Source organism: Embleya sp. NPDC056575, assembly GCF_042793325.1.
Lineage (GTDB): Bacteria > Actinomycetota > Actinomycetes > Streptomycetales > Streptomycetaceae > Embleya.
In genome coordinates this window covers 74989-87683 of the sequence record NZ_JBHTVA010000049.1, presented here as the reverse complement: position 1 = coordinate 87683, position 12695 = coordinate 74989, and the positions used below count along the sequence as shown (strand labels likewise).

Here is a 12695-nt window from a genome sequence, read left to right as displayed (position 1 = left end):
CATCACCGACTCTGACCGGCCCCACACCGGCCACCCGCAACGCAAGGCGCAACGCCCGCCGGAAACGCTCGACCCCCTCGGGAAGGCACCCCGGAGGACCCGGCCCGACCGCCCTCCCCGCCACTGCTGCCGGCCGGTTTTCCGCCAAGCAACGCGCCTGTCTCGTCGGGCGCCCCGAGTCTCGGAGCCCGGCACGCTGGCGGCGGCCCATCACCGACTCTGACCAGCGCCACACCGGCCACCCGCAACCCAAGGCGCAGCCCGCAGCCCGCAGCCCGCCTCGCGCCTCGCGCCTCGCGCCTCGCGCCGGACCGGTCAGCCGATTGGGGCGTCTCCTGGGAGGCCGGCGTCGATGGCGATGTTGCCTGGGGCCAGGTGGCAGACCACCCACTTGCCGTGTTCTTGGCGCAGGTCGACCGAGTAGGGCGACGGCGAATGGTCGGCGCCGGTGATCGAGACGTTCACCGTGGCCAGGTCGTCCTCCCTGGTGGAATTAACGAACGAGAACGTGAAGTCGGCGCCCTCGCCCGCCACCACCCGGCGGGTGTCCTCCTCGCGCGCGCCGTCGCAGGCGCCGTGGAACGTGGTCGCCGGTCGGCCGGCGGCGACCGCGCGCAGGTAGTCGCGCGTGGTGTCGTGCCACGGGCGGTCGAAGTCGGCCCCCGACACCGAGCAGGAGATCATCACGACGGCTGCCAAAGCCGGTGTGGTGCCGCGCACGGCCCGCGACACCACCGTTCGCCACCAGGCGCAACGCCCCACGTTTTCCCCCGCTCATCGCCACGATCGCTGGATGGTAGCGCTAACTCCCTTGAGAACAACCGGGCTTCACGTCGGCAATCGCACGGGCCCGGTATCGGACCTCTCGTATATCTCGGAAAGCACGAACGACACGTCTCCGTTTCAGTCGCCGTCGGCGTCGCCATCGGCGTCGGCGTCGGCGACTGAAACGGAGACGGCGACGGAGACGGAAACGGAGACGGCGACCACGCCCAGACCCGTCACCCCCCAAAAAGCTGATGATTGCCGAATCCCGGTCACCAGTGATGAAGCCGACTAACGTCGGATTCGGTGCATCCGAGCGGACCTGTCGTCGGGCGACCCCGGTGGCGGCGCACGAGTGGAGGGTGAAGGTGGCGGTGATGAGTCACGAGAGCGCGGTCGCGGCTGCCGAGGCGGCGCGGCGTTACTACGGCACGGGTGACGTCGACGGTTTCTATCGGGCCGTGTGGGGCGGCGAGGACATCCATACCGGCGTGTACGCCCGCCCCGACGAATCCGTGGCGATCGCGTCACGCCGTGCCGTCGAGCTCGCGGCGGATCGGGTCGCCGGGCGGCTCGGGCCGGAGCATACGGTGTTGGACCTGGGCTCGGGGTACGGCGGGCCCGCTCGCTACCTGGCCGGGCGGTTCGGGTGTCGGGTCGTCGCGCTCAACATCAGTCCGACGCAGAACGTCCGGCATCGCGACACCAACGTCGAGGCCGGTCTCGACGGGCTGATCGAGGTCGTCACCGGGTCGTTCCAGGACATCCCGTATCCGGCGGGGCAATTCGACGTGGTGTGGTCGCAGGAGGCGTTCTGCCACAGCGGCGATCGGCGGCAACTCCTGGCCGAGGCCGCGCGTGTGCTGGCCCCGGAGGGGGACCTGGTCTTCACCGACCTGATGGCCGCCGACGGCACCCCGCCCGAGGCGCTGCGCTCCGTGCTGGCCCGGCTGGAGGTGGACGAGTTCGCCACGCCGTCGTTCTACCTGCGCGAGATCGCCGCGCTGGGCCTGACCCACATCGACTTCGACGACCGCAGCGAGCAGGCGCTCACCCACTACCTGCGCCTGACCGAGGAGACCCGCCGGCGCGCCGACGAACTCCGCGACGTGATCGACCCGACCTACCTGGCCACCCTCCAGGAGAACCTGCCGCTGTGGGTCGACGCCTGCCGCAGCGGCCGGATGAGCTGGGGCATCTTCCACTGCCGCCGCGCCGCCTGAGATCCGGCGACGTCGCGCCCCCCGTCGTTGCCGAAGGTGGGAATACTTCTCAGGCACCCGTCGAAGCGCGCCGGCACGGGAGTGGATCGCCGCTGCCCCCGCTGCCCCCGCTACCACCGCGGCCGGCGTCGGGCTCGCCGCGGCGCTGTAGGTGACCGTGGACCCGAGGTGGGCGCACTTCCCGCGCCGCTCGGTCGCCGGTGACCTCAGCCGCTGGTACATCCCGAACCCGGTTCGTTCCCCGGGCCGAGGTCGCCCACCTCCCGATCCGGGCCATTGCCCCGAATCACCTCACCCGCCGCTTCCGGGTCCGCCGCCGGCACGGCCGCCCCGTGTATCCGTCCGGCGTCCGGGACCGGGTGGCGGCGGACGGCCTGACGGATCCCCGCGCGCAGGGCCGGACAGGCCCGAACAAGGGAACGCGGCCGGCAAAGCGGACGAACGACCCGGCGCGGTTGTCGGATTCGAAACTCGCTTATACGTTCCTGAGATGCAGGACCGTGAGCCTGCCGGCCCCAGCGCGTTACCAGTCGGAAGTCAGGAGTGGCCGAGGATGGTTCAGGTGAATACGACGGTGCCGCATTCGGCACGGATGTACGACTACGTGCTCGGCGGCAAGGACAACTACCTCGCCGACCGGGAGGCCGCCGAGGAAGCCCTCAAGGTGTGGCCGGGGCTGTGGACGAGCATGCGGGTCAACCGGGCGGTGATGCGTCGCATGGCGCACTGGTTGACCGCCGAGGCCGGCATCCGCCAGTTCCTCGACATCGGCACCGGCATCCCCACCTCGCCGAACCTGCACGAGGTGGTCCAGGAGACCGCTCCGGAGTCGCGGGTGGTGTACGTCGACAACGACCCCATCGTGCTCGTGCACGCCCGCGCGCTGCTGAGCAGCGCCCCGGAGGGCCGCACCTCCTACGTCGAGGCCGACATGCGCAAGCCCGACGCGCTGTTTTCGACCCCCGAGTTGTGCGACACCCTCGACCTGAGCCAACCGGTCGCGGTGACGGTCATCGCGATGTTGCAGTTCGTCGAGGACGCCGCCGGGCTGATCGAGAAGCTGACCGCGCCGCTGGCCCCCGGCAGCTACCTGGCCATCACCGCCGCGACGGCCGACCTGGCCAAGGGCTCGACCGCGCTGGCCGAGGTGTACAACCGCCGGGGCGTGCCGATGTATCTGCGCTCCCGGGAGGAGTTGACCGCCCTGTTCGCCGACCGGTGCGACCTCGTCGAGCCGGGTGTCGTGCCGATGCAGCACTGGCACCCCGTCGAGGGGGAGGAGCCGGTCGGCGTCGAGGACACCAACATGTTCGCGGGCGTGGGCCGGCTGCGCTGAGCCGACCCGGAAGGCGAGCGGTGCTACCCCTTGTCCTGCTGGATCCGGACCATGTTGCCCGAGGGGTCGCGGAACGCGGAGTCGCGCGGTCCCCACGGCTGATCCATCGGCTCCTGCAGGACCTCGGCGCCGGACGCCCGGACCCGCTCGAAGGTCGCGTCGAGGTCGTCGGTGCTGAAAACGGTCATCGGCAGCATGCCCTTGACCAGCAGTTCCTGAAGGGCGTCGCCGTCGGTCTGGGAGCGGCCGGCGTGCGGCTCGGAGAGCACGATCTCGAGGTCGGGCTGCGTGGCGCTGCCGAGCGTGACCCAGCGGAAGTCGCCGGAGGCGACGTCGTTGCGCAGTTCGAGGCCGAGCGCGTCGCGGTAGAAGCCGAGCGACTCGTCGACGTCGTTGACGGTGATGTGGCAGTACTGGAGTGCGATCTTCATGCGCCCAACGCTAGCCGGCGTCGTCGGGACCCGCTTCTCGAATCCTGCTCGGTCCGCCCCGGGCCGGCCGGGTCCGCACCTTGGCCACGCACGCGGGCATGGCCGCCACCGCCGGGTGTTCCCGGCCGCGGTAGGCGCTCGGGGTCTCGCCGACGATCTCGGTGAACCGTGAGCTGAAGGAGCCGAGCGAGGTACAGCCGACGGCCATGCACGCCTCGGTCACCGTCATCCCGCCGCGCAGCAGCGCCATCGCCCGCTCTATCCGGCGGGTCATGAGGTAGCTGTACGGGGTCTCGCCGTAGGCGGCCCGGAACCGCCGGGAGAAGTGCGCCGGCGACATGAGCGCCCGACGGGCCATCGTCGGCACGTCGAGCGGTCGCGCGTAGTCCCGGTCGATCAGGTCCCGCGCACGCCGCAGGTGGGCCAGATCGGCCAGCTCTTCCGGAGTCATGCGCCCACGCTACCGCCGGTTGCCGACATACCCGACGACCTGCGCGAACGGGACCGGGAACGAGGCCGCGAACGGGACCGCGAACAGCACCCGGAGGACGCCGCCGAGGCGGAGCACACCCGCCTCGGCGAAAGCGACAGCGAAAGCGACAGCGAAAGCGAAGGAGCCCGCCCCGGCGACCCGCTCAGCCGAACATCACGCTGTGCGGAATCGGCTCGTCGAAGTCCCGCGCCTGACGCGGCGCCAGTACGGCCAACGGCTCCTCACAGCCCCGGTCGTAGAACAGGCGGGCGCCGGTATCGGTGTTGTTGTCGGCCTGCACCGCGCCCTCGAGCAGGAGCAGACACTCCCCGTTCGCCGGGTTCTCGATCGTCAACGCACCCGAGTCCGGGGAGACGTAGGTGAACGTGCCCGTGGCGGCGTACGCGCCGCTCGTGGACATCGCGGTACAGAGCACGAGCGCCGCACCGATGGTCGCGGCCATGCGGCCCAACCGCTTCAGCGAGTACATACGGATCTCCGAATCGGGGTGGTCGTCCCAGGGCCCGGGAGGGCCGGGTCCTGGGACCGGTCTACCTCCCCATCACGCGGCAGCCGACCGGTTCGTCCGGATGAGGGCGTGTCTCGCGCGTCGGCGTGCGTTCACGCGGGGCGCGGTGGCATCGGGACCAGGCGGTGTTCCACCGGGAGCGGGCCGAGGGCGTCGAGCATGGTGGCGAACTTCGCGCTGGTATCCGCGAGTTCGGCCTCCGGGTCGGATTCGGGCAGGATGCCCGCACCCGCCCACAGCCGGATGCCGTAGCGGCCGACCACCGCGCAGCGCAGCGCGATGATCCAGCGGCCGTCGCCGTGCCGGTCCATCCAGCCGACGAGGCCGCTGTAGTAGCCGCGCGGGTGGGTCTCCAGGTGGTCGATCAGCGTCCGGGCCGCCGCGCGGGGCAGTCCGCACACCGCCGGGGTCGGGTGCAGCAGCGCCGCGAGCGCCAGCGCGCTGGGCACCGGTGGGCGCAGTCTGGCCTGGATCCGGGTGGACAGGTGCCATACCCGTGCGGTGGCCACCGCCTCGGGCCGGTCGGGGATGTCGAGCCTGGTGCACAGCGGGGTCAGCACCCGGCGCAACTCGTCCACCAGCAGGGCGTGTTCGCGCCGCTCCTTGGCCGAGCCGAGCAGTTCCGCGGCCCGGGCCCGGTCCAGTGCGGGATCGGGGTGTCGCGGTGCGCTGCCGCCCATCGGGTTGAGCAGGAGTCGGTCGCCGTGTCGGGACAGGAGCAGTTCCGGCGAGGCGCCCACCAGGGTGCGCCGGGGCCCGCGCACGCCGGGTCGGTGGGCGTCGGGTCCGGGCGCGCAGGGGTCGAGGTCGAGCCGGAAGACGTGTCCGCCCGGGTTGTTGCGGTACAGCCGATCCAGCGTCACCGTGGGGTCGAATCGGCCCGCCAGGGTCAGGCTGCGGGCCAGCACCACCTTGCGCGCGTCGCCGGCCCGCAGCCGCCGCACCACCTCGGCGACCGCGGCCAGGTAGGCGGGGTCGGCGGCCGACGGTCCGGCCGGCCGGGGCGGGGCCGCTCCGCAGGTCGCGACGGTGGTGCGGGCCGTGCTGTACATGCGACCGACGGCCAGCACGGCGGGGGTGTTCTCGTCGAAGGGGAGCGCGCCGACCACACACCGGCCGGGCCCGGCGTGCCGCAGGGCCCGCTCGGCGCTCTGCGCGACGCGGGCGAACTGACCCGGGCCGGGCCGGACCCGCAGCGGCGGTCCGGGGTGGGCGCGCAGCAGGTATCGGGAAGTGGCGAGCAGGAAGCGGGCCGGGCCGAGGGGCATCGACGACTCCTGTTCCGCGCGACGCCGACCGGCCGTGTACGGGCGGCGGCGCCGCCGACGTGGCAGCTGTACGGGATGTCGTGGCGGGCAGGGTCGACGACGGGAACGGCCCGCGCGGATCACCGTTGTCCCGCCAGTGCAACATCCGTCCACGGGTCGGCGGCAGGGCGCGCGGGGGTGGTGTGCTCGCGTCCCGAAGCACGGCGGCCCATCCTGCGCGCCGGACGGAATCGGCCGTGCCGTACCCGCCCCCGACCGGTACGGACGACGCCGGCTCGCGGGGCGTCCGGCCTCACCCGGCAGGCGGGTTCGCGCGTTCCGTACCGGCCCGCCGGCCCCGCCTGTTCACCCGGATTCCGCCCTCCGGAGCCGCCGACTACCGTGGCGCGCAGGGGAGTTCCCGGTGCGCCGGATGCTCCGATGCGCCGGTGGCCGGCACTGGAACCGGCCCTCGGCGGTCGCCCTGTCGACCCGCCCGGCTCGGATCGTGAGCCAAATCGCGCACGGGATCCGCACCTTGGTCGCGGGCAGCGGCACCGCGCCGACCCTCCCGTGGGTACGACCGCGCCGGGCGCCCGGGAATAGCCGGAGTGCGGACGACCCGCGTCGCGTGCGCGTTCGCGGTGCGTTCACGGCTTGCGGGCCACCGCCCCGTAGCAGGAGACGAGCGCGGGTTCGGCGGACGGCTCGGCGGTGGGGTGCCACCGGGACACCGGGACCACCCCGGGCGCCTCCACGTCCCAGCCGTCCAGGAGTTCGGCCACCTCGGCGCGACTGCGCGGGCGTACGGTGATGCCCGCGTCGGCGTAGGCGCGGACCAGGCCGGCCCAGCCCTGCGGGTCGTAGTCGCCGGTCACGTGCGCGATCACCAGCGGGCTGCCCGAGGGCAGCCGGCTGGTCAGCCGGCGCAGCAGGTCGAGCGGATCCTGGTGGTCGGCGACGAAGTGCAGGATGGCCACGAGCAGCATCGCGACCGGCTCGTCGGAGTCCACCGAGCGCACGAACTCCGGGTGCTCGAAGATCGTTTCGGGCCGTCGCGGGTCGGCGTTGAGGTAGGCGGTGCGGCCCCGGGGCCCGCTGGTGAGCAGGGCCTGGGCGTGCGCGAGCACGATGGGGTCGTTGTCCACATAGAGCACCCGGGCCTGGGCCCGCACGGCCTGGGCCGCATCGTGCGTGTTGCGGCCGGCGACCGGGATGCCGCTGCCCACGTCGACGAACTGCCGGATGCCGGACCGGGCCAGGTGCTCGACCGCGCGCAGCAGGAACCCCCGGTTCTCCTCGGCGGTGATCCGCAGGGTGGGAAAGGCCGCGAGCGCCGCCTCGGCCGCCTCGCGGTCGGGGTCGAAGTTGGTCCTGCCGCCCAGGTAGTAGTCGTACATCCGGGCCGGGTGCGCTCGTTCGATGCCGATCTCCAAGGACCTGTCCGTGCCGCGTCCGGGCTCGTCCGCCACCGTCGTCTCCCCCTGGTTGCCGACCGGATCCTCCGCGCGGTACCGGTCGTCGTCCGCCCGATCATCGCGAACCGGCCCCGCCCGCGGGGCACATCGGGGAACTACCCGAAATGGGGGGACGGCACCGCGCGTCAGTCCGGGTCCGGGACTTCCGGCAGGCCCAGGGTGCGGGCGATCGTCTCCTTCGCGTGTCGCACGTTCGAGCGCACGGTGGCGGCGGTCATACCCAGGAGGCGACCGGCCGTCTCATCGGAGTACTCCAGGACGTAGCGCAGCGTCATCGCCTCGAACTGCCGGTCCGGCAGCCGGGCGATGGCCCGGAACAGGCCGATGGGCCCTTCCAGTTCGGCGAGTTGGTCGCGGGACAGGTGCAGGACGCGGCGGGCGGCTGTCGCGGTGTCCGGGTCGTCCTCGCTCAACCCCTGCATCAGCAGCGCGATCGCGTCGCGCCGGAGTTCGCGCACGGTCTTCTCCCGGATGCCCAGCAGCCGGGCGGCGTCCTGGTTGCTCTGTCCGAGGACCCGGGTGAGCAGGAAGACCTCGTGGTGGTCCCGGGGCAGTTCGTGCACGGCGGTGAACAGCGCGATGCGGTGTTCGAGGGTGTCGAATACCTTCGCCGGCAGGCGCAGCGCCTCGAAGGCGGCCGGGTCGAAGGCGGCGGTGGACACGAACGCCGAGGTTTTGCCGGTGCGTTGCATGTGGCGGACGATGTGCCGGCGCAGCATGCGCCAGGCGAGCGGTTCGACGGGTCCCGACGCGCGCTCCCAGACCGTGGCCAGTTCGATCAGGCTTTGTTCGACGACTTCCGCGGCCGGCTCGCGCGCGCCCAGTTCCAGGTGCGCGACCCGTAACCACAGGGTGGCGTGCCTGCGGTGGAACCGGACGAAATCGGGCGGCAGTTGGCCTTCGGCGGATCGTTCCCCCGGGTTCGTCACGACCCGTCCTTCCTGTTGCGCGGTGGGGTCCGGCGGGGAACTCCCGTCCCCGGCCCGGGGAGGGGCATCCGCGAGCCGGGTTCGAGGACCCGCAGAGGGTGGTTCTGCGTCTCCACGCGGAGACCTCTCTGTTGGCTCCCCGACCCGTGTGGGCCGGGGCGTCGATGCGGGGCGCGGCGCGCTCCCAGGCACAGCAAACCCTGTGGAGAGCCCGGGTGTGCAAGATGAAGGCTAACTGCACGTAAGTGCGTATTCGCTGTCCGTTGATCGAACGGGCCAGGTTTTGACATGTTTACGATCATTTATCCGGGATCGACGAGCTTCCCGTCGCACGATGCCCGCCGCGGTCGCGAGTCGATCGCACGCCGAGCGGGGCGACCACCACCCGGCGGTCGGGTGACCCGGCGAACACGGTCGCGCCGGGCGGGTACCGAGTGTGCCGCATCCGGGGGCCGCGGTCGGCCGTTCCGCGCGGCGAACCCCCCGGATGGGACAAAATACTTCCCGTGCACTTGCACAGACGGCCTCCGCGTCCGCTTGGCTGTGTGTCAAGCCCCCTCGAGCGCATCCCGAAGTCCTGTCGATGTCCGCATCGACGACCTTGCGGATCCGGTCTCGACACGCGCCCCGAACAGGCAAGGACACCCGTGAGCGACCATCGGCGCCCAGACCGTCCCCCTCCGACCCGCCCATGAGCCCCACCGACGCCGCGATCGGCGGCGAACCCCGCACGCTGCCCGTGTCGTTCCACGCCTATCGTCAGGCACACGCGGGGACCTGGCTCGACTACGCGCGCGTGCACCTCGACGACCCGGACCGGGCCCGGACCCTCGTCGCGCGAGCGCTCCTCGACCTCGCCCGCACGTGGGCGCACGCGCTGCGCCGCCCCAACGTGCACGCGTACGCCTGGGCCCTGTTCCGGCGACATCTGGACGAGTACGGCCCGCGCCCGGCGCGGATCGCCGTCGCGGCGTCGCCGCACATCCCGTCGCTCCCGGGGCGGCACTACGACGTACTGATCCTGCGCACCCGACTGCGCTGCTCCGCGGAGCAGGTCGCGGACCTGCTCGGTACGACCGCCGACGGCGTGCGCTGCGATCTGCGGTGGGCGCTGCGCCGATCGGCCACCCATCCGGGCACGACCGACCCCAGCGAGGACATCCCGTGAGCACTCACCCCGACCGTCGCGAACACCGGCCGACCATCGACCAGATGCTGGGCGCGGAGGGCGTCCTCGCGCACGAATACGACGACTACGACCACGCCGAGGCGGAACGGGCCATCGCCGCCGCCTTGTTCGGCGCGTCGACCCCGGCCGAGGCCGGTACGGACGCCGACGCCGAGTCCGGCCCCCGGGCCGTCCGCGAGCGCGCCGCCCACGAACTCGCCCTGGCCGCGGCCGTCGTGCTCAACGCCGACCAGGCCACCGACGCGCTCCAGCGGTTGTCCACGCTGCACGAGGGCGGGCCGGACGGCGCGCTGGTGTTCGCCTCGCTGCTGTATCTGGCCCACCACGGGGACGGCGCCCGCTTCTGGTGGCAGGTCGCGGCCGGCTGCGGCAACCGCACCGCCGCACACTGCCTGTACCTGCTGCACCGCAGCCACGGCCAGACCCGTGACGCCGTGCACTGGCGCCGCCGGGCCGAGCGCGTGAGCGCACCCGACGCGCCCTGCGAAGTGCCGTGCGCCGCCCGCCCGCTGCTCACCGATCCCGTACGACACGCGTTGATCGCCGCCAGTCATCGCGGCGTCGATCCTCGGCTGCCACCGGCCGTCGAGCGGGTCATCCACGGCCTTCCGGTGGACGCGGCCGCGCCCGACTTCGGCGAGGTACCCGTGCCCGACCCCACCCTGCCGCGCGAACTCGCCGTCGCCACCGCCCGGGGGACTCCCCGACGCTGACCCCGGCCCGGGGCACGCCGCCGCTCGGCGCGGTGGTGCCCGGCGCGGTGGTGCTCGGCACCGTGGCGCCGCTCAGCGCGGGGGCGCCGACAGGGGGCGGGTGCCCAGGGTGCGGAACAACTCCTTCGTCATGGCCCGGTTGATCGCCGGGTCACGGCCCTCGACATAGGGGATGCGGGGCGTGTACCCGGTCGCCGCGAACAGCGCGAGCGCACGGATGTTGCGCGCGCCGGTCTCCACCACCAGGCGCCGCGCGCCCGCCTCGGCGGCGGTGTGCTCCAGGGTGGCCAGCAGGCGGCGACCACAACCCCGGCCCCGGTGTTCGGGCACCACATACAGCCGCTTGATCTCCGCCGTGCGACTGGGCAGAGTGCGCCAGCCGCCGCAGCCGATCGGCTCGGTGCCGGCGTAGGCCACCACCAACAGGCCCTCGGGCGGCTCCAGATCGCGCGGTTCGGTGGTGTCGGGGTGGTCGGCGAAGCCGTAGAGCGCGACCTGCTGGGCGTAGAGCGCGTGCAGCAGGCGCTGGGTGTCGAAATGCGTGTAGGGACGCGGCACGAGGCGTATGTCGCCCGGACCGCTCGGGGCGTCGGCGCCGAACGGCCCGTGGTGGCCCGGAGCGGCCCCCAGGACGGCCCCGCCCTTGGCGCGGTGCGCGAAACCGATCAACGACCTGCTCCTCTCCCGCCGACTCGCGAACCAGTGCTGCGGGACATTCTCCGGCATGTCCCCACGCGACGGACAGTGGTCGAGCCGAACATGCTGCAACCGAGACTTCGGCGATCCGCACAAGGCCCCGGGCGCCGCAGGTCCGACCGGCCCCGAAAGCGAGTCGGTATCCCTCCCGGGTGACGAAGACCACGAGCCGGCGAGCGCGAACACGAAGGGTCAGCGCGGCTTCGGGGAGCCGCTCGGCAGGGGAACGATGTGGGGCGCCGTCGTGGTCAGTTGGTGGCAGGTCTCGCGGTATTCGCCGGGCGGCCGGGAGTCGCGGACGATGCCGGCGCCGGCCTGTAGCCACGTGGTGTCGTCCCGGGTGTGGATCATCCGCAGGGCCAGCGTCGCGTCCAACTCCCCGGCCCGGCCGGCCCGGATCACGGCGCCGCCGTAGAGGCCGCGCGGGCCCGGCTCGTGGGCGTCGATCACCGCGTAGGCGGCCGCCCTGGGGACGCCGGTCGCGGCGAGGCCGGGAGTCGTCGCGACGAGGGCGTCCCAGGCGCTGTACGGCTGTGCCAGTCGGCCCGACAGGCGCGAGCCGATGTGGTGCACGTTGCCCCGCTCCCGCACCGCCATGAACTCGTCCACGCCGACGCTGTCCGGCTCGCACAGGGCGCGCAGTTCGGCCTCGGCGGCACGGGCCGACAGCTCGTGTTCGTGCACCTCCTTGGCGTCCCGCAACAGCGCGCCGCGCCGTCGGGCGTCGAAGGCGGGGTCGCCGTCGCGCGGACACGTCCCCGCGAGCGGTCGCACGGTGACGGTCCGGTCGCCGGCCACCTCCACCACGGTCTCCGGGCTGAACCCGACGGCCCGAAGTCCCGGCAGATCCAGCAGGAACGACCGGGCCGGCGTATTCGCCCGGCGCCCCCGCAGGTAGGTGGCCGGGAAGTCGACGGCACAGGGCACGGCCACCCGCCGGGACAACACCACCTTGTCCGCCTCGCCCGCCCGGATCCGCCCCACCGTCGCCGCCACGGCCGCCGTGAACGGCGCGGGATCGTCGTCCTCGACGTCGACCGGCCAACTCGGCGCGGCCGTCGCCCGATCGCCGTCGAGCACGATCCGCGTCACCCGCCGCAACTCCTCGATGTCGCACGCCCACACGGTCAGCGCCCTCTCGTCCACCCCGACCTCGACCCGAGGCACCGTCAGCCGCCCGAGCAGATCCGCGCCCACCGGCAACCCGGCCACGGCCCGCCCGAGTTCGAAGCCCACCCACCCGTACAGCCGCCAGTCCTCGATCGGCAGCCCGGCCAGCACCGCCTCGATCGCCCGCGCCGGCGACCCCACCCACGGCACACGAGTACATCGCCCCTCACTCGTGCCGACCACGGCGTCGGCATGCACGGCCACCTCCGCGACGGCGCCGCCGGCGAACCACCACCGCCCCTCCCCCTCGTATACGACCGACTCGTCGAACCCCCCGGCCTCGGCCAACCGCACCACGGCGTCGAGCGGATCGAACTCCCCCTCGTGGCGCACCCACAGTCGGCGCGGGTCGGTCGCGGCGGCAGCGGCGGGCGCGGCGGCGGTGCCGGCGGTGGCGGAGTCGATGGTCATGGAATGCACCGTCCTCGGATACCGCGGCCGGCCCGGGCCTCGACGCGTCGCGCACAGCGCCCACCCGACCGCACGGATTGAGCAGTGTTCACTTAGGTTAGCCTTA

13 protein-coding genes are annotated in these 12695 nt (G+C 72.9%); 4 read left to right on the top strand and 9 right to left on the bottom strand.

The genetic code is table 11. From position 1 onward, the window contains the following. Window positions 1-315 precede the first annotated feature (315 nt). A complete protein-coding gene (locus ACFRCG_RS32570; protein WP_380038095.1) occupies window positions 316-699 on the bottom strand; it encodes a hypothetical protein in 384 nt (127 codons plus the stop codon). A gap of 443 nt (window positions 700-1142) precedes the next feature. Here ACFRCG_RS32570 and ACFRCG_RS32565 point away from each other — a divergent pair, with 443 nt between their 5' ends. Together ACFRCG_RS32565 and ACFRCG_RS32560 are read left to right on the top strand one after the other, a co-directional pair. Next, entirely contained in the window at window positions 1143-1988 is an 846-nt protein-coding gene (locus ACFRCG_RS32565; protein WP_380038093.1) for an SAM-dependent methyltransferase, read from the top strand. A 553-nt stretch (window positions 1989-2541) separates the two neighbouring features. After that, complete coding sequence (locus tag ACFRCG_RS32560; protein WP_380038091.1) at window positions 2542-3324, top strand: SAM-dependent methyltransferase; 783 nt, start codon at window positions 2542-2544, stop codon at window positions 3322-3324. 23 nt (window positions 3325-3347) lie between these two features. Here ACFRCG_RS32560 and ACFRCG_RS32555 read toward each other — a convergent pair whose 3' ends face one another. The 6 genes from ACFRCG_RS32555 to ACFRCG_RS32530 form a co-directional block, all read right to left on the bottom strand. Continuing rightward, window positions 3348-3755, bottom strand: a complete 408-nt coding sequence (locus ACFRCG_RS32555) for a VOC family protein (protein WP_380038089.1) — start codon at window positions 3753-3755, stop codon at window positions 3348-3350. A 10-nt stretch (window positions 3756-3765) separates the two neighbouring features. Beyond that, window positions 3766-4206, bottom strand: a complete 441-nt coding sequence (locus tag ACFRCG_RS32550; protein ID WP_380009333.1) for a helix-turn-helix transcriptional regulator — start codon at window positions 4204-4206, stop codon at window positions 3766-3768. A gap of 184 nt (window positions 4207-4390) precedes the next feature. Then, window positions 4391-4717 carry a hypothetical protein gene (locus ACFRCG_RS32545; RefSeq protein WP_380038087.1) on the bottom strand — a complete coding sequence of 109 codons (327 nt, stop codon included), beginning with the start codon at window positions 4715-4717 and terminating at the stop codon, window positions 4391-4393. Between the two features lie 131 nt (window positions 4718-4848). Continuing rightward, window positions 4849-6024: an isochorismate synthase MenF gene (locus ACFRCG_RS32540; RefSeq protein WP_380038085.1), complete on the bottom strand. Its 1176-nt coding sequence runs from the start codon at window positions 6022-6024 to the stop codon at window positions 4849-4851. Window positions 6025-6653: 629 nt separating this feature from the next. Beyond that, on the bottom strand, window positions 6654-7475 hold the full coding sequence (locus ACFRCG_RS32535) for an SAM-dependent methyltransferase (RefSeq protein WP_380038083.1): 822 nt from the start codon (window positions 7473-7475) through the stop codon (window positions 6654-6656). A gap of 131 nt (window positions 7476-7606) precedes the next feature. Beyond that, window positions 7607-8410: an RNA polymerase sigma factor gene (locus tag ACFRCG_RS32530; protein ID WP_380038081.1), complete on the bottom strand. Its 804-nt coding sequence runs from the start codon at window positions 8408-8410 to the stop codon at window positions 7607-7609. A gap of 691 nt (window positions 8411-9101) precedes the next feature. Between ACFRCG_RS32530 and ACFRCG_RS32525 the strand changes: the two genes are divergently transcribed. Together ACFRCG_RS32525 and ACFRCG_RS32520 are read left to right on the top strand one after the other, a co-directional pair. Beyond that, entirely contained in the window at window positions 9102-9578 is a 477-nt protein-coding gene (locus tag ACFRCG_RS32525; RefSeq protein WP_380038079.1) for a hypothetical protein, read from the top strand. Then, complete coding sequence (locus ACFRCG_RS32520; protein WP_380038077.1) at window positions 9575-10312, top strand: hypothetical protein; 738 nt, start codon at window positions 9575-9577, stop codon at window positions 10310-10312. The genes ACFRCG_RS32525 and ACFRCG_RS32520 overlap by 4 nt, the downstream gene beginning before the upstream one ends. 72 nt (window positions 10313-10384) lie before the next feature. Here the strand turns inward: ACFRCG_RS32520 and ACFRCG_RS32515 are convergent, their stop codons facing one another. Next, window positions 10385-11038 (bottom strand): GNAT family N-acetyltransferase, encoded by a 654-nt coding sequence (locus tag ACFRCG_RS32515; protein WP_380038074.1) that lies wholly within the window; start codon window positions 11036-11038, stop codon window positions 10385-10387. 162 nt (window positions 11039-11200) lie between these two features. Further along, a complete protein-coding gene (locus ACFRCG_RS32510) occupies window positions 11201-12589 on the bottom strand; it encodes a salicylate synthase (RefSeq protein WP_380038072.1) in 1389 nt (462 codons plus the stop codon). Window positions 12590-12695 lie beyond the last annotated feature (106 nt).

Coding starts and splice junctions, on each gene's coding strand:
- ACFRCG_RS32565 (WP_380038093.1), top strand. CDS start 1,143: ATGAGTCACGAGAGCGCGGTCGCGGCTGCCGAGGCGGCGCGGCGTTAC.
- ACFRCG_RS32560 (WP_380038091.1), top strand. CDS start 2,542: ATGGTTCAGGTGAATACGACGGTGCCGCATTCGGCACGGATGTACGAC.
- ACFRCG_RS32555 (WP_380038089.1), bottom strand. CDS start 3,755: ATGAAGATCGCACTCCAGTACTGCCACATCACCGTCAACGACGTCGAC.
- ACFRCG_RS32550 (WP_380009333.1), bottom strand. CDS start 4,206: ATGACTCCGGAAGAGCTGGCCGATCTGGCCCACCTGCGGCGTGCGCGG.
- ACFRCG_RS32545 (WP_380038087.1), bottom strand. CDS start 4,717: ATGTACTCGCTGAAGCGGTTGGGCCGCATGGCCGCGACCATCGGTGCG.
- ACFRCG_RS32540 (WP_380038085.1), bottom strand. CDS start 6,024: ATGCCCCTCGGCCCGGCCCGCTTCCTGCTCGCCACTTCCCGATACCTG.
- ACFRCG_RS32525 (WP_380038079.1), top strand. CDS start 9,102: ATGAGCCCCACCGACGCCGCGATCGGCGGCGAACCCCGCACGCTGCCC.
- ACFRCG_RS32515 (WP_380038074.1), bottom strand. CDS start 11,038: ATGCCGGAGAATGTCCCGCAGCACTGGTTCGCGAGTCGGCGGGAGAGG.
- ACFRCG_RS32510 (WP_380038072.1), bottom strand. CDS start 12,589: ATGACCATCGACTCCGCCACCGCCGGCACCGCCGCCGCGCCCGCCGCT.